Origin of the sequence: Halorubrum californiense DSM 19288, assembly GCF_000336875.1 — an archaeon.
GTDB lineage: Archaea > Halobacteriota > Halobacteria > Halobacteriales > Haloferacaceae > Halorubrum > Halorubrum californiense.
Genome location: NZ_AOJK01000038.1, coordinates 1 through 22,089 on the forward strand (window position 1 = coordinate 1; position 22,089 = coordinate 22,089).

At 71.4% G+C, this 22,089-nt stretch carries 20 protein-coding genes and 1 pseudogene; 9 read left to right on the plus strand and 12 right to left on the minus strand.

Features of this window, described 5'->3' with window-relative positions:
• From C463_RS07970 to C463_RS07980, 3 genes are all read right to left on the minus strand, one after another.
• Positions 1–1,127: ABC transporter ATP-binding protein (locus tag C463_RS07970; RefSeq protein WP_008442627.1), on the minus strand; the 1,127-nt coding region annotated here is incomplete at its 3' end.
• Positions 1,128–1,236: 109 nt separating this feature from the next.
• A complete protein-coding gene (locus C463_RS07975) occupies positions 1,237–2,322 on the minus strand; it encodes a BMP family lipoprotein (protein ID WP_008442628.1) in 1,086 nt (361 codons plus the stop codon).
• A 207-nt stretch (positions 2,323–2,529) separates the two neighbouring features.
• Positions 2,530–4,095 carry a phosphoglucomutase/phosphomannomutase alpha/beta/alpha domain I gene (locus tag C463_RS07980; RefSeq protein WP_008442629.1) on the minus strand — a complete coding sequence of 522 codons (1,566 nt, stop codon included), beginning with the start codon at positions 4,093–4,095 and terminating at the stop codon, positions 2,530–2,532.
• Positions 4,096–4,241: 146 nt separating this feature from the next.
• On the opposite strand from C463_RS07980, the gene C463_RS07985 reads away from it, so the two are divergent.
• On the plus strand, positions 4,242–4,520 hold the full coding sequence (locus C463_RS07985) for an acylphosphatase (RefSeq protein WP_008442630.1): 279 nt from the start codon (positions 4,242–4,244) through the stop codon (positions 4,518–4,520).
• Between the two features lie 10 nt (positions 4,521–4,530).
• Here the strand turns inward: C463_RS07985 and C463_RS07990 are convergent, their stop codons facing one another.
• Together C463_RS07990 and C463_RS07995 are read right to left on the minus strand one after the other, a co-directional pair.
• Positions 4,531–5,016: a hypothetical protein gene (locus tag C463_RS07990; protein WP_008442631.1), complete on the minus strand. Its 486-nt coding sequence runs from the start codon at positions 5,014–5,016 to the stop codon at positions 4,531–4,533.
• Between the two features lie 549 nt (positions 5,017–5,565).
• Positions 5,566–5,979, minus strand: a complete 414-nt coding sequence (locus C463_RS07995) for a winged helix-turn-helix transcriptional regulator (RefSeq protein ID WP_008442632.1) — start codon at positions 5,977–5,979, stop codon at positions 5,566–5,568.
• Between the two features lie 69 nt (positions 5,980–6,048).
• Here C463_RS07995 and C463_RS08000 point away from each other — a divergent pair, with 69 nt between their 5' ends.
• Positions 6,049–6,498: a DoxX family protein gene (locus C463_RS08000; protein WP_008442633.1), complete on the plus strand. Its 450-nt coding sequence runs from the start codon at positions 6,049–6,051 to the stop codon at positions 6,496–6,498.
• Between the two features lie 181 nt (positions 6,499–6,679).
• Positions 6,680–7,162: a VOC family protein gene (locus C463_RS08005; protein ID WP_008442634.1), complete on the plus strand. Its 483-nt coding sequence runs from the start codon at positions 6,680–6,682 to the stop codon at positions 7,160–7,162.
• Between the two features lie 37 nt (positions 7,163–7,199).
• Here C463_RS08005 and C463_RS08010 read toward each other — a convergent pair whose 3' ends face one another.
• Positions 7,200–7,646, minus strand: coding sequence for a polyketide cyclase (locus C463_RS08010; protein ID WP_049905692.1), 447 nt, complete (start codon positions 7,644–7,646; stop codon positions 7,200–7,202).
• Between the two features lie 478 nt (positions 7,647–8,124).
• Here C463_RS08010 and C463_RS08015 point away from each other — a divergent pair, with 478 nt between their 5' ends.
• From C463_RS08015 to C463_RS08030, 4 genes are all read left to right on the plus strand, one after another.
• The gene (locus C463_RS08015) at positions 8,125–8,640 is read left to right on the plus strand and encodes a CNNM domain-containing protein (protein ID WP_008442637.1); all 516 of its coding nucleotides are present in this window, start codon (positions 8,125–8,127) and stop codon (positions 8,638–8,640) included.
• Between the two features lie 255 nt (positions 8,641–8,895).
• On the plus strand, positions 8,896–9,903 hold the full coding sequence (locus C463_RS08020; RefSeq protein ID WP_008442639.1) for an ABC transporter ATP-binding protein: 1,008 nt from the start codon (positions 8,896–8,898) through the stop codon (positions 9,901–9,903).
• Positions 9,900–11,969, plus strand: a complete 2,070-nt coding sequence (locus tag C463_RS08025; protein WP_008442640.1) for an ABC transporter permease — start codon at positions 9,900–9,902, stop codon at positions 11,967–11,969. Before C463_RS08020 ends, C463_RS08025 begins: the two co-directional genes overlap by 4 nt.
• Entirely contained in the window at positions 11,962–13,008 is a 1,047-nt protein-coding gene (locus tag C463_RS08030; RefSeq protein ID WP_008442641.1) for an ABC transporter permease, read from the plus strand. Before C463_RS08025 ends, C463_RS08030 begins: the two co-directional genes overlap by 8 nt.
• A 5-nt stretch (positions 13,009–13,013) precedes the next feature.
• On the opposite strand, the gene C463_RS08035 is transcribed toward C463_RS08030, so the two are convergent.
• Both C463_RS08035 and C463_RS08040 read right to left on the minus strand, forming a co-directional pair.
• Entirely contained in the window at positions 13,014–13,673 is a 660-nt protein-coding gene (locus tag C463_RS08035) for a trimeric intracellular cation channel family protein (RefSeq protein ID WP_008442642.1), read from the minus strand.
• On the minus strand, positions 13,670–14,497 hold the full coding sequence (locus C463_RS08040) for a DUF2797 domain-containing protein (RefSeq protein WP_193365862.1): 828 nt from the start codon (positions 14,495–14,497) through the stop codon (positions 13,670–13,672). Before C463_RS08040 ends, C463_RS08035 begins: the two co-directional genes overlap by 4 nt.
• A 259-nt stretch (positions 14,498–14,756) precedes the next feature.
• Between C463_RS08040 and C463_RS08045 the strand changes: the two genes are divergently transcribed.
• The gene (locus C463_RS08045) at positions 14,757–15,206 is read left to right on the plus strand and encodes a hypothetical protein (RefSeq protein ID WP_008442644.1); all 450 of its coding nucleotides are present in this window, start codon (positions 14,757–14,759) and stop codon (positions 15,204–15,206) included.
• Between the two features lies 1 nt (position 15,207).
• Here C463_RS08045 and menD read toward each other — a convergent pair whose 3' ends face one another.
• Both menD and C463_RS08055 read right to left on the minus strand, forming a co-directional pair.
• Complete coding sequence (gene menD / locus C463_RS08050; protein WP_008442645.1) at positions 15,208–17,151, minus strand: 2-succinyl-5-enolpyruvyl-6-hydroxy-3-cyclohexene-1-carboxylic-acid synthase; 1,944 nt, start codon at positions 17,149–17,151, stop codon at positions 15,208–15,210.
• A gap of 95 nt (positions 17,152–17,246) precedes the next feature.
• Positions 17,247–17,639 (minus strand): DUF5830 family protein, encoded by a 393-nt coding sequence (locus C463_RS08055; protein ID WP_008442646.1) that lies wholly within the window; start codon positions 17,637–17,639, stop codon positions 17,247–17,249.
• A 153-nt stretch (positions 17,640–17,792) separates the two neighbouring features.
• Here C463_RS08055 and C463_RS08060 point away from each other — a divergent pair.
• Positions 17,793–18,359 (plus strand): annotated as a pseudogene (locus tag C463_RS08060) (radical SAM/SPASM domain-containing protein); the annotation flags it as partial.
• A gap of 19 nt (positions 18,360–18,378) precedes the next feature.
• Here C463_RS08060 and C463_RS08065 read toward each other — a convergent pair.
• Positions 18,379–20,460 carry a prolyl oligopeptidase family serine peptidase gene (locus C463_RS08065; protein WP_008442648.1) on the minus strand — a complete coding sequence of 694 codons (2,082 nt, stop codon included), beginning with the start codon at positions 20,458–20,460 and terminating at the stop codon, positions 18,379–18,381.
• Positions 20,461–20,583: 123 nt separating this feature from the next.
• Complete coding sequence (locus C463_RS08070; RefSeq protein ID WP_008442649.1) at positions 20,584–21,969, minus strand: MFS transporter; 1,386 nt, start codon at positions 21,967–21,969, stop codon at positions 20,584–20,586.
• Positions 21,970–22,089 lie beyond the last annotated feature (120 nt).

Consider the following 22,089-nt stretch of genomic DNA (forward strand, 5'->3'; position numbering starts at 1 on the left):
TCCCTCGCGCCATCAGAGATGTGTATAAGAGACAGGTGCTGGCTTCCGAGGATTCCGTTCTCGACGAGGTCGTACGACATCACGAGGCCGCGCTCCTGTCGGTCCTCGGGGATGAACGCCATCCCGCGGTCGATCCGGTCGCGACGCGTCTTCCCGACCATCGACTCGCCGCGGTAGCGGACGTCGCCGGACGCCGCATCTCGCAGGCCCGTGACCGCCTCGACCAACTGCGACTGGCCGTTGCCGTCGACGCCCGCGATCCCCAGTATCTCGCCGCCCCGGAGCTCGAAAGAGAGGTCCGAGACCGCCTCGACGCCGCGGTCGTCCTCGACGCTGAGTCCCGTCACCTCCAGCACGCGGTCGCCAGCCTCCTGCGGCGTCGTCGCGGGGTCCATCAACACCTCTCGGCCGACCATCATCTCCGCGAGTTCCTCGCGGGTCACGTCGGCCGCCGCGACCGTACCGACGTTGACCCCGTCGCGGAGGACGGTGATGTCGTCCGCCGCCGACAACGCTTCGCCGAGCTTGTGCGAGATGAAGATGATCGTCTTCCCCTGCTCGGTCAGCTCCTCGAAGACGCCGTACAGCTCGTCGACCTCCTGCGGGGTCAACACCGCGGTCGGCTCGTCCATGATGAGCACGTCGGCGCCGCGGTACAGCGCCTTCAGGATCTCGACGCGCTGCTGTTCGCCGACGGAGATGTCAGCGATGGTCGCGTCGGGGTCCACGTCGAACCCGTACCGCTCGCTGAGTTCGACGACGGCCTCCCGGGCCGCCTCCCTGTCGACGCGCAGTCCGCCCCACGTCGTCGGCTCGTTGCCCAAGACGACGTTCTCCCACACCGTCATCGGGTCGACCAGCATGAAGTGCTGGTGGATCATGCCGACGCCGGCCTCGATCGCGTCCCGCGGCGAGTCGAACGACTGCGGCTCGCCGTCGAGGCGGACGGTCCCCTCGGTCGGCTGGTAGAGGCCGTACAGCACGTTCATCAACGTGGTCTTGCCGGCCCCGTTCTCGCCGAGCAGGGCGTGGACGCTCCCGCGCTCGACCGTGAGATCAACGTCGTCGTTCGCGACGACCCCGGGGAATCGCTTCGTGATGCCGTCCAAGTGGACCGCCGGGTTCATTCACCCGTAACTCCGTGGCTACCCGTAAAAACGCGCGGATTCCGGAGCGACGCCGTCGGGAACTGTCGGTGTGTCGACTACTACGGCGAAAAATACGGCGTTCGAACGTTCAGTTGCTCGTCGTCTCCGGGACCTCGATGTTCCCGGCGATGATCTCGTCGCGCGCGTCCGCCACCGCGGTCGCGATCTCGTCGGGCACCTGGTCGCCGATCTCCTGCCCGTAGACGCACTCGACGCCGTTGGATTCGAGCCCGAGCGCCGTCGTCGAGCCGCCTTGGTGGTTGTCGTCGATGACGTTCGAGATCGACTCGTACACCGCGGTGTCGACCCGTTTCACCATCGACGCCAGGATGACGTCCGCGAACGACTCGTTGGACACCGACTGGTCTTGGTCGACGCCGAAGGCGAACCGCTCCTCCTCCTGCGCGGCCTGGAACACGCCGACGCCCGTCGCGCCCGAGGCGTGGTAGATGATGTCGGCCCCGCTCTGGTACATCGACAGCGCCGCCTCCTGTCCGCCAGTGGGGTCGGCGTAGCTACCGACGTAGCTCGTGGTGACGTCCACGTCGTCGGTCGCGTAGTCGACGCCGGCCTCGAATCCGGCCTGGAACCGGCGAATGACGGGGCTGTCGACGCCGCCGACGAATCCGACGTTCGTCGAGTCGGGATCGGTCTCGCCGCCCCCGGCGGAGAATTCCGTCTCGGTCAGGCGCCCGGCGAGCACGCCCATCAGGAACGACCCCTCGTGTTCGCGGAACAGGTAGTTCGCGACGTTCGGCTCGTCGACGACCGTGTCGACGATCATGAAGTCTTGGTCGGGGTAGTCGGGCGCGGTCTGCGAGAGCGCGTCGCCCTGGTTGAACCCGATGGTGGAGACGAGGTCGTAGTTCGGGTCCGTCGAGCCGGCGTACTGCTGCTGGAACTGCTCGAACTCGCCCGCACCGTCCGGCTCCGACTCCGCGTAGGCGATGCCGAACTCCTCTTCGGCTTGGAGAATGCCCTGCTGGGCCGCGTCGTTGAACGAGTTGTCGCCGAGACCGCCGTCGGAGTAGACGATGCCGACCCGCGCCGGCACGTCGCCGTCGCCCCCGTCGCCCCCGTCGCCGCTCGGGCCGCCGCTACACCCGGCGAGGCCGACGAGGCCCGCTGCGCTTGCCGCCTTGATGAACCGCCGCCGATCGAAGTCGGATGTCATCTCACTCGTAACCCCGTCGGAACGCGGCATAAATTCGTCGCTCCCCGCCGCACCGAGGTGACACGTTCGTGAAGAGAAGCGGCCGTATTTCGGGGAGATCGTCGGCCAGGCGCATCGCTTTGATCCACGACCCCGTATTTCTCACGATCGTGAACGGGACGCCGCACTGGTCGGCGAAAGTGCCGCGGCGTTCGAGCCGTCCGTCGCTTACGCCGCCGCGACCGCGTCCTCGACGACGCTCTCGACCTCGGCGACGAGGGCGTCGACGTCGTCGCTCTCGGCGTACACGCGGACGTACGGCTCCGTGCCGGAGGGTCGCACGAGCGTCCACGAGGCGGCCTCGAACTCCAGTCGGACGCCGTGGTCCGTGTCGACCGCGGCGTCGGGGAACGCCTCCGGCAGCGCCGTCTCCAACCGGTCCATGACCGACTCCTTCGCCTCGTCGGGACACGAGACGCTCACCTTGCGGTAGGGCCGCTCCGTGACCGGCGCCCGCAGCGCGTCGAGCCCCTCGTCGGCGACGAGGCGCGCGGTCACCGCCGCGGAGGTCACGCCGTCGATCCACCCGCCGAAGGCGACGTGGATGTGCTTCCACGGCTCGGCCGCGAAGACGACGCGGGTGTCGTCGCCCTCCTCGCCGGCGGCGCCCGCCTCGCCGACCGCGCCCGCCTCGCCGAGGGCGCCGGCCCCGGCGGCGTCCTCCCGCACCGCGGCGATCCCCTCGTGGAGCGCGCCGAGTCGCACGCGCTCGACGCGCCCGCCGGCCTCCCGAACCCGCTCGTCGATCCGCCCGGAGGCGTTCGGCGTGGTCACGACGACGGGGTCGGCCGCGTCGCTCTCACGGGTGTACCGCTCCGCGAGTATCGCCAGCACCGTGTCCTCGTGGACGACCTCCCCGTCCGCGTCGACGATCACGATCCGGTCGGCGTCGCCGTCGTGACCGATGCCGAAGGCGAACCCCTCGGTCTCGTCCGGTTCGTCGTCGACATTCGCTCCGTCGCTTCCGACCTCGGGCGGGCGTCCCGGGTCCTCGACCCCCTCGTTGGCGTCCGCGACGAACGCGCGGAGGTCGGCGAGCGTCTCCGGGGTCGGCTTGCTCCCGCGGCCGGGGAAGTGGCCGTCGACGTTCCCGTTGAGCGTGACCACGTCCGCGCCGAGTTCTCGGAGGACGGCCGGCGTCGCGGGCGCGCTCATCCCGTTGCCGCAGTCGACCGCGACCCGGAGGCCGTCGAGGGGCGCGCCGAACCCCGCGGCGTACTCCCGCACGTCGTCGAGGTACCCGCCGAGCGGGTCGGTCCGGGTCGCCTCGGTCCACTCGTCCCACGGGGCGACCGGCTCCTCGTCGGCGACCCGCGACTCGACGGCGCGCTCCGCGTCGCGGTCGAACTCGACGCCGTCGCGGAACAGCTTGATCCCGTTGTCGGTCGGGGGGTTGTGCGAGGCGGTGAGCATCACGCCGTAGCGGCCGCGCGAGGCGTGCGCGAGCGCCGGCGTCGGGAGCTGCCCCGCGCGGCGCACGTCGACGCCGCCCGCCGCCAGCCCGGCCTCCATCGCGGCCGCGAGCGCCGGTCCGGTCACCCGCCCGTCGCGGGCGAGGACGACGGTCGGCTCTGGGGTCGACTGGGAGGGCGACCCGGCGGTCGGTCCCTCGGCCGACTCGTCGGCTCGGCTTCGGATCTCGGCGCCCACGGCTCGCCCGACGGCGAGCGCGAGCGCCGGCGTGACGCGCTCTTCGACGCCGCCGCGTATCCCGGCGGTTCCGAACAGGTCCATATCGCCCACCTCGGCGTCCGGGAGTTAGTAGGCGTCGGTTGCGGGCGCAGGTCGGTTAACGGACGCGGGTCGGTGCGGGCACGGGTCGATCAGACGGTCGGTCGCGGGCGGGTCGTTTAACAGGCAGCGCGCCGCACCACCGACCGATGACCGACCGCGTTCGCGCGCACGTCTTCGTCTCTGGCCGCGTTCAGGGCGTCTTCTACCGAGCGAGCACCCGCGACGCCGCCCGCGAGGCGGGCGTCGACGGCTGGGTGCGGAACCTCGACGACGGCCGGGTCGAGGCCGTCTTCGAGGGGCCCGAGGGCGACGTCCGGGACATGGTAGCGTGGTGTGAGACCGGAAGCGACGCCGCCGAGGTCGACGACGTCGACGCCGAGTACGGCGACCCCGAGGGCGAAGAGGGGTTCGAGGTCAGGCGGTGAAACGTCGGATTCAGTCGTCGTCCGCGGCCGCCGTTCCCTCGGTCGCGCCGCGACCCGGGCCGTCCCGCACGCCGAGTTCCTCCAGCGCGCGCAACACGACGACCGCCTCGACCACGTCGCGCTCCTCGGTGTAGGGGTCGTCGACCGCGTCGAGGGTCGCCTCGGCCTCGCGCGCCAACCGCGCCTCTAGTTCCGTCTGATCCGTCTCGCCCTTCGTCGCCGACAGCAGCGCCTCGTGGTCCTCCCGGAGGTCGAGGGAGACGTGCGCCGCGTTACACCGCGAGAGCGGATGCGCGTCCATCTCGATTGCGAGGTCGCTCACGAGGTCCCAGTCGTCGGCGCAGAAGCGAAGCGTCACGGTGCCGACGACGTCACGCCACGCGATGGGCCCGCCGTTCTCCATGAGCCGGAGCGCCCGCGGCGGCACGGCGATCCGGGTGTGGGTGTCGTTCCGGCCGCAGAGGCAACAGGGGGTGTTCTTCAGTCCGGCGTACACGCAGACCCGTACGCGCCGGAGAAGGGTGTGCGTTTCGGCGGCAGAGTGCCCTCTCGAAGACGTGATACTACAGACGGAACGCAAACAACCGCGCCGTTCATTTATATACAAGCGGAGCGGTGGCGCGTGCCTGCGAGCGGCCGCGAGTCAGCACGCGCGAGGGAGTCGGCCGACCGGAGCGAAGCGGAGGGAGGCCGACGAGGCTGGGGAGGCGTGAGGCGCGGTTGCTGTGGGGGATGGGACTCAAACGGGCAGCCGCGAGGGCGACGTAGGCGTTCACGAGAGCTGTGTTCTCGTGAGCCAATCAGAACGCAAAGCGTTCTGATGACCACGTAAGCACCGCAGCGAGCGGAGCGAGCGAGGAGCGCAACGAGCGTACTGCGGCCTCGCGACTGGGGCTTTGGCGGTGGTCCGGATAGACTCCCTAGCGGCGATTTATAAATAAACGGCTACGAGGCCGAGATTGATTCATAAACGACCGGCAACCTCGTCGACCAGATCCTACGGAGAATCAAGGAGAAAGCCTCGCGCTTCAGTGCGGGGAGGATGTCAAGCGTCGCACTCGGCGAGCCACTCGTGGGCCCACTCGTCGATCTCCTCGAAGACGGGGGCGAGCGACTCGCCCTTGGCGGTCAGGCTGTAGTACGTCGCCACCGGCGAGTCCTCCTCCAGCCGGCGGTCGACGAAGCCGGTCTCTTGGAGGTCGTCGAGCACGCGCGAGAGGGTGCGGGCGTTCGCGTCGGTCTCGCGTTTGAGCTCGTTGAACCGCGCCTCGCCGTTCAACAGCTCGTGGAGGACGACGAGCCGCCACTGCGATCCGATCTGTTCGATGGAGTCGATGACGGGACAGGGGGTCTCGGGCGCCGTGGCCGCGTCCGCCTCCGTCGTCCCTTCCGTCGTCGCGTCAGCCCCGGAATCCTCCGTCTCCGTCGATTCCGCCGCCGAGAGATCCTGTGATGACATCGGTGTTACCTACTAACTGTATTGTCCGGGAAGCGATAAATAGGTTACGTACGTATAGTAGGTTACACGATGTTAGCTGAAACCGCGACGTTACCGCTCCAGTTCGACGCCCCCCTCTCGGGCGAACTCTTCCTGCTCGGCCGGATCCTGTTCGGCGCGACGCTCGCGTTCATGGGGCTCAACCACTTCATGGACCTCGAAACGATGGCCGGCTACGCCGAGTTCAAGGGCCTGCCGGCGCCGCAGTTCTCGGTGATCGCGTCCGGCGCCGTCCTCGCTCTCGGCGGCCTCGCCGTCGCCGCCGGTGCGTTCCCGGTCCTCGCCGCGGGGTCGCTCGCGTTCTTCCTCCTCGTCTCCGCCGTGACGATGCACGACTTCTGGTCGATGGACGACCCCGAGGAGAAGCAGAACGAGATGACGAGCTTCCTGAAGAACGTCTACGGCGCCGGCGCCGCGCTCGCGCTGCTCGCCGTCGGCGGCTCCGCGTGGCCGTACGCGGTCGGGATGGGCCTGTTCTGAGCGGCGGCCGAAACTACTGACCGTCCCGGTTCTCGACCGAACCGACTGACCGAACCGACTGACCGAACCGCCCGAACGACCCGTTCCGCGACCGTCGCGACATTTTCCACGTCACCGACACGGCCGACCCCCGGGTCGGCAGTACGACTAACTGTCCTCCCGACGACCGGTCACACGCACCATGACCGACGCGCCGCCGACGACGGGGCTCCACCACGTCACGAACATCTGTACCGACATGGACGAGACCCAGTCGTTCTACGAGGACGTGCTCGGCTGGCACACGGTCAAGCAGACGCAGAACTACGACGACCCCGGGACGCCGCACTACTACTTTTCGTCGACCCCGGAGGGCGAACCCGGGACAACGGTCACCTACTTCGAGTACCCCCGCTCGCAGGGGACGCCCGGACCGGGGGCGAGCCACCACTTCGCGTTCGGCGTCGCGGACGAGGCGACGCTCCGCGAGTGGCGAGACCACCTCGAAGCCCACGACGTTGAGGTCTCCGAGGTAAAAGACCGCACCTACTTCAAGAGCGTCTACTTCACCGACCCCGACGGGCTCGTCTTCGAACTGGCGACGCAGGGCCCCGGTTTCACCCGCGACGAGGACGACCCCGGCAGCGAGGTCATTGACCCGTTTGAGAACGGGTACGAAAACTGAGACGCCGGTAGGTCCTCCCGCTCCGGCCTCACTAGGGTCATTTCTCCTCGACGAGCGCCGCGAAGCGGTCGAGCGCGCGCCGACAGACCGGGACGTACGGGGCCGCGATCAGCGGGACCTCGATCACCGCCCGACACTGGCCCGTATCCTCCGGGTACCGGTCGACGCGGTGCCCGGTCGCGGGGATCCGGGCGACCGCCCAGTCCCACCGAAGGCGCGTCGCCGTCGTCACGCGAAACGGGACCCAGACGCCCGCGACCCGGACCCGTCCGGTCGTCCCGGTCTCGACGTACCGGTCCGCGCTCTCGACGCCGCGGACGGACGGACTCCAGTCGGGCCACCGCCGCGTGTCGCGGAGCGCCCTCGCGGTCGGTTCCGGCGGCGCGTCGACGTCGCGACCGACCGCGAGCGTCGCGCCCTCGCGGACGACCGACGCTCGGCCGTCACGGTCGGCGTCTCCGGCCGCGGTGCGGTTTCCGAACACGTCGACTTCTCCGGCGGCCGGCCCCCTCATCGCTACGGGCCATTGCTCGTATCTGTACGTTCGTCCGGTTTTCGACGCGAGTATCGGCACTAATTCACAGATCGACCACTGGCCGGATCCTCTCCGGAGCGTTCAATATTAATTCCTTATATGGTATCAGGTCTCATTATCTCTTTCCACGAAGGGTTAATACAGGGGTCCGCGCTATCGCAGAGCAACATGGCAAGCGACCGTGACACGATGAAAGACGTCTCGCACACCGCACCGAACGACACCTCGGCGGACGCCGTCTGGGAACGAGGCCGAGGGCCGGTCGAGGAAGAGGAAGAAGAGGAGTAACGCACCCCCCCGATTTCTGCGTTCCAACGGAATGGCCGACGGGCACCGCTACACGTCCCGGACCGGGAGCGGTGCGCCGCTCCGCCGGGCGCCTGCGACCGGCCGACACCCTCTTTGACCTCGTTTTTCAATTCGCGTCATGGTCGGAGTCACACTCGGGGTGGCCGGGGTCGCGACGGTGACTGTGCTGCTGGCGCTCAGCGCGTTCTTTTCGAGTTCGGAGACCGCGATCTTCTCGCTGCCCGCGGAGTGGTTCGAGCAGCAGGCCGTCGCGGACGACCCGCGGGGGCACGTTCTGAAGGAACTCTACGACGACCCCCACCGACTGCTGGTGACGCTGCTGGTCGGAAACAACGTCGTCAACATCGCCATCTCGAGCATCGTGACCGTGCTGATCGCGAGCTACCTCCCCTCCGGCGCCGCGGTCGTGGCGACGACCGTCTGTACGAGCGTCCTCGTCCTCGTGTTCGGCGAGATCGTCCCCAAGGCGTTCGGCCTCGGCAACGCAGAGACGTGGTCGCTGCGGGTCGCGTCGCCGGTCCAATTCGTCGAGCGCGTCCTCTCACCGCTCATCACGCTGTTCGACGGTGTCACCCGTCGGATGAACGGGTACATCAGCGGCGACGCGAGCATCGAGAAACCCTACACGGAGTGACGGGCCACGGGCGGAGTCGGGACCCCGATCGACCGTCGTCCGCAGCGCCTTCTCGATCGATCAACGTCCGCACACCTTCTCGATCGCGCGTGTTGCCCGTGTCGCCGACGCGCGCGTCCGGCGCCGTCGCGGCGTCGAGCGCACGGCGAGTCTCCCGGCGGCTCTCTCGGCCCCCCGTCACTCCCTCTTCGCCGCGTTCTCGGGGGCGATAACCGCGGGCGTGGGTTTAACCCACGCGCCGGCGGAAGCGCAGGCATGATCGAGGTGTCGGGGCTGCGGAAGACCTACGGCGACTTCGCGGCCGTGGTCGACAGCGACTTCGCCGTCGACGACGGCGAGGTGTTCGGGATCGTCGGCCCGAACGGGGCCGGGAAGACGACGACGCTCAAGATAATCGCCGGCCTCGTCGAGCCGACGGACGGCGAGGTGACCGTCGCCGGGTTCGACGCCTCGGACCCCGAGATGCGCCGGCACCTCGGGTTCCTGCCGGAGGAGTCGCCGCTGTACGAGGAGATGACCGCGCGGTCGTACCTCCGCTTCTTCGCCGACCTCTACGACGTGCCCCGGGAGGTCGCCGACGAGCGGATCGGGGCCGCGCTCGACCGCCTCGAACTCGACCACCGCGAGCGCCGCCTCGGCGACGTCTCGAAGGGGATGAAACGCAAGGTCGCCATCGCGCGCTCGCTGGTCAACGACCCGGACGTGCTCGTGTACGACGAGCCCGCGTCCGGACTCGACCCCGTGACGACCAACTCCGTGCTGGCGTTCACCCGCGAGCTCCGCGAGACGGGCAAGACCGTCGTCTTCTCCGCGCACAACCTCTACCACGTCGAGTCGGTCTGCGACCGCGTCGTGGTGATGAACGAGGGCCGGATCGTCGCCCGCGGCAGCGTCGACGGGATCCGCGAGCGACACGGCGAGACGACGTACCAAGTGTTCACCGACGTCGAACCGACCGCGACGCCCGCGCTCGCCGACCTCGACGCGACGACCGAGGAGGTCGGCGACCGGTACCGGACGACCGTGCCGAGCATGGACGCGGTCGACGCGGTCCGGGAGGCCGTCGGCGACGCCGGCGGCGAGGTCGTCGACATCCGGAGCCGCGAGCCGAGCCTCGAAGACGTGTTCCTCGACATCGTCGGGCGGCCGATGCCCGGGCGATACACCGGCGACCGCGGCGGTGACGGCACCGGGGCCGAGAGCGACGCCGACGGCGACGGGAACGAGACATCGGAGACGGCGACGACGGAGGCGACCGAGTGACCGACAGGCTTCGCCGCGTCGGCCGGCGGCTCGCGGTCGGCGTCCGCCGCGTCCTCCGCGTCGCCCGGTGGGAGTCGGCCAGAGCGTCCGGGGGCGTCGACCGCCGGACGCTCGCCGCCGGGGTCGCCCTGTTGCTCGTCGCCGGCGGCGTCGTCGGCGTCGGCGTGGCGACGGGCGTCGCCGGGCTCGACGTCGACCAAGACGTGTACCGGGTCGGCGTCGACGGCGAGTCACCGTACACGGACGCGATCGAGGAGGCGCCGTCGCTGCGCCCGGTCTCGGCCCGGTCGGCGTCGCTCGGTGACTCCGCCGACGCGGTCGTCGTGACGGTCGTGCGCCCCGGCGCCGGAGACGACGGATCGATCGACGCCGCCGACGTCGAGGAGGTCGTCGTGCGCGCGAGCGACACGCGGAAGGGCGAGGCGGCGGCCGCGTCGGTCCGCGAGGCGGTCGCGGCGCACAACGAGCGGCTGATGCGGGCCGAGCCGAACCAGACCGCCGCCTTCCCGGTCGTCGTCACGCTCCGGTACGTCGGCCGAACGACCGGCGTCGACGACGGCGCGACGCTCGGCGGGAGCGGCGGCGGATCGACGGACGGCCCGGACGGCGGTGGTGGCGGGAGCGACGGCCCCGACGGCACAGGCGATGGCGGGGACGGCACGGGCGACGGCGGATCAGGCGAGAGTAGCACGGGCGACGGAAGCGCGACGGACGGACTTGGCTCCGCCGACGGCAGCACGGAGTCGGACGACGACGGCTTCGCGGTGCCGTCGATCGGCGGCGGCGCCTTCGGCGCGAGCACGGTCGGCTCGCCGGGGTCGATCACGCCCCCGTTCCCGTTCACCTCGCTGCTCTTGGCGTTCGCCTTCCTCGTGCCGATGAACTTCCTTATCCAGGCGTACGGCTCCTCGATCCTCGACGAGCGGACGAACCGCCGGGGGGAGCCGCTGCTCGTCACGCCGCTGTCGCCGGCCGAAATCGTCGCCGGCAAGACGCTGCCGTACGCGGCGGCCGCCGCGGTCGTCACGAGCCTCATCGCGCTCGTCGTCGGCGGCGGGCCGCTCTCCGTGGTCGCGGTGGCGCCGGTCGCGGCGACGTTCCTCGGGGCCACCTTCGTCGGCGCGATGTTCGCGCGCTCGTTCAAGGAGCTGACCTTCGTCACCGTGGGCGTGAGCGTCCTCCTGACCACCTACGCGTTCGTGCCGGCCATCTTCACGAACGTGACGCCCGTCGCGCTCGTTTCGCCGCTGACGCTCGTCGTCTTCGACCTCCAAGGCGAGGCCGTCTCGACCGGCGAGGTGCTCTTCTCGACCGCGCCGATGGGACTCGGCGCCGCGCTGCTGTTCGGCCTCGGGCTCGGCGTCTACCGCGAGGAGGACATGTTCTCGCAAAAGCCCGTGACGCGGAAGTTCCTCGACGCGCTCGCGGTCCGGCTCTCGCCCATTCCGGCCCGCCGCGGGATCGGCGGCGGACTCCTCGACCGCGACCGCCTCCGCGCGCTCGGCTCGGTCGCGCTGCTCACCGCCTGTACGCTCCCCTTCGTGTTCGTCGCGGAGCTACTGGCCGTCGCGGTCCTGTTCGCGCTGCCGGTCACCGTCTCGATCCCGGTGTTGCTCGTGACCATCGCGTTCATCGAGGAGGTCGCGAAGAGCGTCGGCCTCTACGCCGGCTTCGAGCGCGGCGTCTTCGGGCGGATCGGCGGCGACCCGGCCGGAGACGGCGGTGCGACCGGAGACGGCCACGGAGCGCTCCGCGTCGCGCTCGCGGTCGGGATCGCCTCGGGAACGGGGTTCTTCCTCGCGGAGAAGGCCACTGCGGTCGTTCAGGCCGTCGGCCTCACCGACCTGTTCATCGGTCGCGCCGCGTTCGCCGACGTGGCCGGGCTCTCCGGGCTGCCGCCGCTCGCGCTGGCCGCGCTGTTCTTCGCCCCGCTCGTCCTCCACGCGGTCACGACGAGCGTCGCCAGCGTCGGCGCAAGCAGGGGGCGGACCGCGTACGCGCTGGCGCTGACCCTGGCGACGCTGGGGCACGCCGCGTACAACGTCGGGGTGGTGGGCCTTGGATAGCCGCCTGACGATCGCCGGGCGGGAGATCGCCGGGCTGCGCGCCGAGAAGACGATCCTGCTGGCGATCGGGATCCAGCTGTTCATCGCGATGTTCTCGTCGTTCCTCGTCGTCGGGCTCGTCTCGATGTACGACCCGGGCGCGCTCGACGGCGCGCAGATCGAGGTCGCGGCCGCGGGCGACGCCGTCGACGAATTGGAGCGCGCCGCCGCGGAGGTCCCGGGCGCCTCGGTCACGCCGTACGACGACGCGAACGCGGCGCGGAGCGCCTTCGAGCGGAACGCGGCCGACGCGGTGGTGGTCACGACTCGCACGGAGTCGGGGCGGGTGTCGACCGCCGTCACCGCCCCCGACGCCACCGTGGAGACGACGGTGATCGTGGTGCAGCTCCGCGAGCTGCTGCGGACCTACGAGCTGAACGAGCGCGACGCCCGCGCGTCGTTCCTCGAAGAGTCTCCCCTCCCCCTGCCCGACCGGAGCGACACCAGCCCGTACTTCACGTTCACCTACACCGTGTTGATCCCGCTCCTCGTCTTCCTCCCGGTGTTCATCTCGGGGTCGCTCGTCGTCGACTCGATCACGGAGGAGCTCGATCAGGGGACCATGGAACTGCTCCGCGTCGCGCCCGTCACGCTCGCCGACATCGTCGACGGGAAGGCGGCCGCCGCGATCGGGATCGCCCCCGGGCAGGCGCTGCTCTGGCTCCTCCTCTTGGAGGCGAACGGCACGTCCGTCGCGAACGTCGGCCCGATACTCGCGCTGATGACCGCGCTGACGACGCTCGTCGTCGCCGTGGCGGTCGGCATCGCGGCGGTCGCGCCCGACCGGCAGGCGGCCCAGCTGCTCTACTCGGTCGCGGTCCTCGTGCTGTTCGGCGGCGCGACGGCGATGGCCGGCGGCCCGGCGAACGCGGTGGCGCGGCTCGCCATCGACAGCGCGGACGCGACGACGGGCGTCCTCGTGGTCGCGTACGCCGCCATCGCCGCGGCGGCGTACCTCGGCGTGCGGCGCGTCGTCGCCGTCGAGGGATTCGGTCGCTGACGCGATCAGCCGCCGAAGCGGTCGCCGAACCGCTTCGCGGTCGGGAGTCGCCAGCCGCGAGCGACGGCGACGAGCCGGAGCCCGACCGTCACCGTCGCGCACGCCGCGGCCGCGACCCCCGAGGGCCCGCCGAGCGCGCCGACCAGCCAGTACGCGATCCCGCCTATCACGGCGCAGCTCGCGTAGAAGTCTTCGAAGAGGATGAACGGCGAGCGGTCGAGCAGGATGTCGGCGAGCGCGCCGCCGCCGACGGCGTTGATAGTCGCGACGGCGACGACGCCGAACGCGGACACCCCGGCGTCCGTCGCGACGATGGCCCCGGTCGTGGCGAACGCGGCGAGGCCGACGGCGTCGGCGACGAGCGTCACCGGGTGTTCGTCGGGGGAGGCGAGCCACGCGCTCAGCCCGACCGCGAGCGCGACGCCCACGAGTCCCAAGAGGATCTCCACCGGCGACCGCAGCGCGAGGGGGATCCGCGCGACGAGGAGGTCGCGGGTGACGCCGCCGGCGAACGCCATCGCGAGCCCGACGACCGCGACGCCGAAGAGGTCGAACTCCTCGCGGACCGCCTTGCTCGCGCCGACCAGCGCGAACGCGACGAGCCCGACAGTGTTCATGACGGCGAACGGGTCGCCGAACAGCGTCGCCACGAGGCCGCCAGTCACCCGCCGAACGCCCCGAGGCTCGACTGTAGCTCTCGCTCCGGCACCGCGTCGGTCAGCTCGTAGCCGACGAGGTCGCGCGCGTCGACCGCGTACGTGGAGCCGCCGCGGTCGAGTACGAGTACCCGGCCCTTCCAGCCGCGAACGGTTCCGGCGGCCATCGTCTCCGCGACGGGGCGCTCGGCGAGGTCGAGCCCGTAGTCGAAGTCGAACCGCGCTATCGGGTCGAAGCGGTCGAGGAGGGCCACCCACGCGGCCTCGTCGACCACGCGCCCGAACCCGTCGAGCTTCGTCGGGACGCGGACGCGGTCGACGAGGTCGTCGCCGGCGGCCAGCTCCGACTCGACCTCGCGCGCGATGCGTCCGTCCGGAAAGCTCCGGACGTGGGCCGCGCGGTCCGCGCCTTGCTCGCGGAGGCGAGTCCCGAGCCGCCACTCCCGCGTGACGCCCACCTTCAGCACGTCGGGCGCGAACGCGGCGAGGTACATCGCGTGCGTCTCGTGACAGTCCATCTCGTCTTTCAGGCACGTCCCGGTACACCGAGCGCACACCCAGACGTGCGAGTGGTCGTCGCAGTACGGCGCGTCGGCGGCGTCGCAGGCGATATGGTCGCCCTCGTGGACCGTCCCCGCGCAGCGCCGCTCGCCGAGCCCGAACGCGAGCTCGGTGCCCGGGCTCGCGTCCACGTAGTCGACGCTCCCGCCGCTCGCGACGTAGAGTCCGCCGCCGATCGGTCCGCTCGCCTCCGGGATCGGATCCCGTTCCGCGTCGCCGTCCGCGTCCGGCGGATCGCTCGCGACGTCCGTCTCGTAGCCGACGACCTGCACGCCGAGCGGTAGGGGAAGCCCGGGTTTATAGCCGTCGTCGGCCGTCTCGGCCGCGGCTCCCGAGCGGATCCGCAGCGCGCCCGGCGAGGCAGTCGGCACGAGGGGACGTGGCGGGGCCCACCCTCAGGGAGCTACCGGATCGTCGGCGAGGCGACGGCGACGGGGCGTGACGCCAGCGCGGAGACCGTCGTCACCGTGGCGTAAAAGCGGCGTCTCCGGGATCGGGTTTTATAAGTAAACCCGCCGTCGGCTCCCGGACATGCGCACGGCAGCCCTCCCACCGGTCGTCGCCGCGGTCGTCGCGCTCGCTGTCAGCGGAATCAGGCGGCTCGCACCGATCCTGCTCGAATCGCCCGTCTCACTTCCGTCGGCCGAGTCGCTCTCGGTGTACCTCGCGACCAGTCAGTTCGCCGCGTTCCTGCTGATCTACGGGCTCCTGTTCGGCGTCGCACTCCTCGCGGGGCTGCGAGACGACGGCGTCTCCGCGACGTCGACCGCGCTGGCGACGGCCGCGAGCGCGACCGTCGCGTTCCTTCTCGGGTCCGCGGCGGTCCTCTGGTACCTGGGCCCCGACCGCGGTCCGGTCGTCACCGCCGTCTTCGCGCTCGGTGCGAGCCTCGGTATCGGGATCCAGTTCGCGGTCGTCGCGTACGCGGGGGTCGCGCTCGGTGAACGCCACGGCGAGGGGCCGAGCCCGATAGTGCCCTGACCTACTCGTCTCCCGCGTCGCCGTGGACCGCGCGGTCGACCGCGGCCGCCAGCCGCTCGCGGGTGCGGTGGCTGGCCTCGGCGTCCGTGTCGACTTCGATCAGGTGCGATCCCGGCTCCTCGTGGGCGCGGGAAACGGCGTCGGCGACGTCTGCGGCGGCCGCCTGCGCGCGCTCCGCGGGATTCTCGCCGCGGTCCGCGAGCGCGTCGGGCCGCGCGCCGATCCGTGCGTAGTCGAGCCCGTGGAGGTCGGCGAGCGGCTCGAAATCCATCCCGTGCGGCGTTTTGAACGACTCGGTGAACGGCGGCTCGAACGACTCGATCGGCAGTTCGTGGAAGATGCCGCCGCCGTCGTTGTTGACCGCCACGACCGTGACGTCGACGTCGCAGCGGTCGACCGCGAGCAGGCCGTTCGAGTCGTGGTATAAGGCGAGGTCGCCGACGACGAGCGTGAGGTCGTCGGTCGTCCCGCTGCCCGCGCCGAGCGCGCTGGAGACGACCCCGTCGATGCCGGAGACGCCGCGGTTGCCGAGCGCGGTGACGTTCGCGGTCGTCGGGCCGACGAAGCGGTCGAGGTCGCGGACGGGCATCGAGTTGGAGACGAACAGCGTCGCGGGGTCGGGGAGCGCGTCCGCGACCGCGCGGAGCGCGTCGCCCTCGTGGAAGCCGGCGTCGCTGCCCTGAGTTACGGCCTCGCCGTCGACTGCGTCCGCCTCCCGGGCGTGGACCGCCTCGGCGACGCGGTCCGCCTCCTCCCACTGCGCGCGCCAGTCGGCGTCGGCGCCGCCGCCGACGAGCCTCGAAAGGCGGACGCAGAGCCGGCTCGGTTCGGCGACGACGAGGTCGGTCGCGGCGAACTCGGCCTCCCGCCAGCGCCCGGCGGGGTCGACCTGATACTGGTCGGCGCCCGTCCCCGCGAGGTACTTCCGGAGTCGCTTCGAGGTGGGCGAGGCGCCGAGCCGGAGGACGACGTCCGGGTCGGTCCAGCCGGCGGCCGCATCTGTGGTGTCGCCCTCGGTCGCGTCGCCCTCGGTCGCGTTGCCATCGCTCGCGCCGCCCGCCTCCCCGCCGCCAGCGAGGCCGGCCGAGAGGTACCCGTCGTAGTTCCCGATGACGGGCGCGACGCGCGTGTGTCCACCGTACCGGAGCCCGGAGAGCGGATCGGCCAGCACGGGGAACCCGGTCGCGTGCGCGAGCGCCGTGACCGATTCGGGGTCGATCCCCGGCGGGTCGGCCGGGCCGGCGACGATCAGCCCGCGGTCCGCGTCGCCCAACTCGGTCGCGAGCGCGCGCAGTTCGTCGTTGCCCGGCTCGGGGGCGCCCGCCGTCACGTCGACGTAGGGGCCGTCGCGTCCGCGCTCGGCCGCCGCCGGCAGATCGTCGGGCACGTCGCCCGGAACCGGCGTCGGCTCCAGCGGCTTCTTGAACGGGACGTTGAGGTGGACCGGTCCCTGGTCGGCGCCCTCGGCAGTCGCGACGGCGCGGGCGACGGTGGTGCGGAGCGAGCGGAGCGCTCGGTCGTTCGCGGCCGGCTCCGGGAGGTCCTTGTAGAACCGGACCGCATCGCCGTACAGCTTCTCCTGATCGGCGGTCTGGTTCGCGCCGGAGTCGCGGAGCTCCGGTGGTCGGTCGGCCGTGAGCGCGAGCAGCGGGACGCGGGCCTCGCTCGCCTCCATCACGGCCGGGTGGTAGTTCGCGGCGGCGGTGCCGGAGGTACAGATCAGCGGCGTCACGCGGCCGGTGCGACGGGCCCGCCCGAGCGCGAAGTACGCGGCGGAGCGCTCGTCGAGCTGCGAGAACACGCGAAGCTCCTCGTGGCCCGCGGCGGCGACGGTCAGCGGCGTCGAGCGGCTGCCCGGCGAGGCGACGACGGCGTCGACGCCCGCGGCGACGAGCTCGTCGACGAGCGCGTTCGCCCACAGGACGTTCCGGTTCGGCGCGGTCATTACCGTCGCTTCGGGCGCCGACGTAAATACTCCGGCGAGTTGGGCCGAGCTGCGACCGGGCCTGCGCCCGACCCCGTGAGGGGTCGAGGCCGCCCTCACTCCGACTCTGATTCGGACTCGCGTCCGGTCACCTTCCGGATACAGGAGGAGCCGAACGGGCCGAGTTCGCCCGCGTCCAACTCGATGAAGTGGCCCGTCGAGACGGAGGCGCCGCAGCGCCGACACTCGAAGTCGCCCTCGCGCGCGACGACCTGGCGCTCGTACTCGACGTAGGTGCCGCCGGTGTTGACTCGGAGCCGAGCGCCCTCGCGGTCGATGACGCCGCGCTTCTCGGCGGCGTCGAGGATGTCGCGGGTGAGCGCCGGGCTCGTCGTGATCGTCTCGATCCGGTCGACCGCGGCGGCGAGGTCGAGCTCCTCGCGCTCGACGTGCGCCAGCAGCTCGACGCCGAGCTCCAGCTTCTCGTCGCGGGTCGACGGCTCCGTCACGGCCGCCGAGACGGCGCGATCCCTCTTAAGTCGGCCGGACGCCGGTCGGTCCCCGTCCGCAAAGCGCGCGCTGACCTCCGCGGATCAGCAGATTCACTTTCGATGTGACGACCGCGGAGGGGAAGCGACTGCTGGCGGACGCCGCCCCGTTCGGCGGCGGACAGGTCCGGGATCCCGCTCTAAGTCAACACCACCGTCTGCGCGGACGCGGTCGACGACCGACCCGCGATCCGCGATCGTGTCCGCGATCTCGGCGCCGTCCGCTGGAGCGTCTGCTTCCTCGTTCCGGTGGGTCGCGGTCGCGTCCTCGACCCGATCTCCCCCGACCGCGCCGAGGCCGGCGGTGCCGGCGCGGGAGCCGATCGACGGGGCGGGGTCAGCGCCGGTCGCGGGTTCGCGTTCGTCGGCCACACGGGCGAGGTGTACCCGTCCGGGTTCCTTCCCGAGTCGCCGGGGAACGTCCGCGAGCGGTCGGTCGTCGACGTCTACCGGAACGCCGACCGCTTCGAGTCGCTCCGCGACCCGGACGGCTTCTCGGGGAAGTGCGGCGCCTGCGAGTTCCGCCACGTCTGCGGCGGGAGTCGGTCGCGGGCCCACGCCGTCACGGGCGACCCCACGGGTAGCGACCCGCTCTGCCCGTACGTCCCGGACGGCTACGACGGGCCCCTGCCGGAGCGCCAGCGAGGGGACGACGGGGAGCGGTCCGAACCCGCCGACTGATCCCGGCGTCGCCGGCGACTCACTCCGGCCGTTCGCCGACGAGGAGGTCGAGGTCGGCGACGTCGCCGGCCGGATCGAAGTCGAACGCCGCGCCGTAGAACGCGAGTTCGGCGGCGTGCGCCCGGGCGACGTTGTCGGCGTCGCGGAACCCGTGGCGCTCCTCCGGGAACTCCACGTACGCGTACGGCGTCTCGTTCGCGACGAGGGCGTCGATCATCGCCTCGGCCTGCGCGGGCGGGACCACCTCGTCCTCGCCGCCCTGTAACAGCAGCAGCGGCGCGGTGACCCCCTCGGCGTGCGCGACCGGCGACCGCGCCTCGTAGACGTCGGCGGCCTCGGGGAGCGGGCCGACGAGCCCGTCGAGGTAGCGCGACTCGAACTTGTGGGTCTCCGCCGCCAGCGCGCGGAGGTCGGCGACGCCGTAGTAGCTCGCGCCCGCGTCGAACGTGTCGTGGAACGCGAGCGCGGCGAGGACCGCGAACCCGCCCGCGCTCCCGCCCGAGATCGCCAGCCGGTCCGGGTCGACGAACCCCTCGTCGGGGGCGTACCGGGCGGCGTTGACGCAGTCGAGCACGTCGCGGACGCCCCACTCCCCCGTCAGCGCCTCGCGGAAGGCGCGGCCGTACCCCGTCGACCCCCGGTAGTTCACCGTGAGCACCCCGACGCCGCGGGTCGTCCAGAACTGGACCGTCGACGACAGCGACGCCTCGGACCGACTCGTCGGCCCGCCGTGGACCCTGACGAGGAGCGGCGGCGCCGCGTCCGCCGGCGCCTCGGCGTCGGGGTTGTGAGGCGGGTAGTAGTGACCGTACGCGGTCGCGTCGTCGGCGCCGACCGCGTCGCCGGTCGGGAAGGCGATCGGCTCCGGCTCCGAGACGTACGCGGCGTCGAGCGCGTCGTCGGTCGACTCGCGGAGCCGAGTTGGCCCTGTCCCCGCCGACCTCGGTCGCCACGCGACGACCGCGCTCGGCGCGTCCGTCCGGTGACCGGCGAAGACGACCCGGTCGCCGTCAGACTGGACCGACGCCGGCCGGAAGGAGCTGTACGGCAGGCCGGGGTCGACGAGGTCGCCCGTCTCCGGGTCGAGCAGGCGCAGGCTCGGGTCGCCGCCCTCGGTGACCAGCGTGGCGATCCGCCCGTCGCCGAGGAACGCGAACGTCGACACGCCGAGGGTCCACATCGGGACGCCGAACGCCGCCGGCATCTCGCGGAGGCCCTCCGCGTCCGATGCCGTCGGGAGCGCGAGGCCGGCGGCGCGCTCCTCCTCCTCAGTCTCGGACGCGACTGGGAACCGATAGAGGTTCCACCAGCCGGTGGGGTCGGCCGCCGCGTGGAGGACGCCGTCTGGCGACCACGTCGGCGAGACGACCGACTCGTCGGCGCCGCCCGCGACGACGCGCTCGTCCCGGATGTCGCCCGTCTCGTCGACCGCGCCGACGACGAGTTCGGTCCCGTCCCACGGCATGTTCGGGTGGTCCCACCGCAGGTACGCGATCCGGTCGCCGTCCGGCGCCGGCCGGGGCGCCGCGTAGAAGTCGTGCCCCGCCGCGACGACGACCGGGTCCGGGAAGCCGGTCTCCGGATCCGGGCCGGGGGACAGCGGGAAGCGAACCAGCTCGTTCTGGGGCTCCTCGTCGGTGCCCGGCCCGGCGTGACGCTCGCGGACGGCGTAGACGGTCTCCCCGTCCGGAGCGAGCCGCATGTCGGCGTAGCGGTGGGCCATCGGCTCCGGCGGCTCCGGCGTGACCGGGGTCGGTTCCGCGTCGCCCTCGGCCGCGCTCCCGTCCGCGGGAAGTCGGTAGAGCCGCTGATCGTCCATGCTCGCCGCAAGCACCGTCCCGTCCGCGACGAGCGCGTCGCCGCCGCCGTACTGGTGAACGAGCGTGCGCACGTCGAGTTCCTCCGGCGTCACTTCTGTCGGATCGGCGCCACTGTCGTCGACCGGGACGCGACAGACGACGCCGCGACCGCCCTCGGACGGGCGGCGCTCGAGCCAGTAGACGTGGTCTCCGTCGGTCTCGACGGACACGAACGACCTGACGTCGGCGGCGACGTCCTCCGGGGCGACCGGCGACGGCCACTCGCCGTACGGTGTCGGCATGGGATCGACGAGCGTCGCCGCTCAATTAAACCTACGCGAGCCGGCCAGCCGAGCCACCGAGCGGGGTCCGGCGCCGAGGTCGGTGGTCCCCCGCGCCCGGTTCCCGCTCCGGGACGACTCGCCTCACGCGTACGCCTCGAACTCCCTGCCGAACGCGAGGAAGTAGCCGGTGCCGACGACGCCGATGACCGCCGCGACGGTGAACGCGACTTCGGGGCTGACGAAGTCCCACAGGTACCCCCCGACAGCCGCGCTCGGGATGACGACCGTGTTCCGGAGCAGGTAGTACGTCCCCGTGACGCGGCCGCCGGTCCCCTGCTCGGCCGGGCCGACGATCAGCGCCTTGTGCGACGGGAGCCCGGCGAACCGCAGCCCGGAGAACGCGAACACGGCGACCATCACGGCCCAGAGCGGGAGCGCGGAGCCCGCCAGCGTCGGGGCGTAGATCAGCACGACGGGGAAGACGGCGTACACCGCGAACCCGACCGCGACGACCGGCTTGAGCCCGACCCGCTCCGCGAGCTTCGAGGCGGGGACCATGATCAACAGCGCGACGAGCATCTCGACCCCGAGGAGGTACCCGAAGAACGCCTGCGGGGAGAGGTCGACGTCGTACGCGAACCCGCCGAGCGCGACGGTCGTGTCGAGCCCGACCTGAAAGAACTGCGTGACGACGAGGACGAAGAACACGTACACCATCCCGTTCGCGAACCGCACGAGCGTGTCGCCGACGAGCAGCGGCCGAAGGGGGTCCGGCATCTCGCGGAGGTCCCGCCGAATCCGGTCGAGACCAGCGAAGGAGTCGCCGATGGAGTCCCCGCTCGCGTCGTAGAGGACGTGCTGGACGAGCGTGCCGAGGACGCCGAAGGCGACCCCGACCGCGAGGACGAACTGGAAGCTCACGGCGAACTCGGAGCGCAGCCCGATGAGGACCGCGGCCAGCACGGGGCCGACGAGGAACGCCGTCCGCCGGAACGTCTCCGTGCTGGCGAACCCGGCGGCGAGCCGCGAGGGGTCGGTCGCCTGCTTCACCACCGCGAACGTCGCGCCGAGGCCGAATGACTTCCACGCCTGCGCGAGGACGAGGCCGACAAAGATCCAGACCCACGGCTCGACGGTGAGGCCGCCCACCGCTATCGGGCCGATTCTAGGCGCGACCAGCCAGACGAAAAAGCCGAGCGTCGACAGGAGTCCGAACAGCGTCAGCGCGTACCGCGAGCCGATCCGGTCTGAGACGGCGCCGCCCGGGTATGGATACAGCGCCGAGATGACGTTGCCGAAAGTGCCGAACAGGCCGACGACGAACCCCGACGCCCCGAGCGCGACCATGTACTCCGGGAGGTATCGGTTCGTCATCTGAAAGCCGAGACTGAACGCGAACATCGCGAGCGACAGGACGAGCACGTCCCGCTCCAAAGCGAAGAACCGACGGAACGCGTCGAGCGGGCCGGACCCCTCCGGATCCTCTGTATCACCCGCGTCCCCTGCGTCGTCCGCGCCGCCGCTCACGCGTCGTCACCCGGCGTCGCGAGACGGTCGCAATCGGCGGGTCCGACCCGATCCGGCGCCGCGAGGAAAACGAGCATATGCGCTCTCCGACGCGCGCAGACAAAAATCCAACTCCGGCAG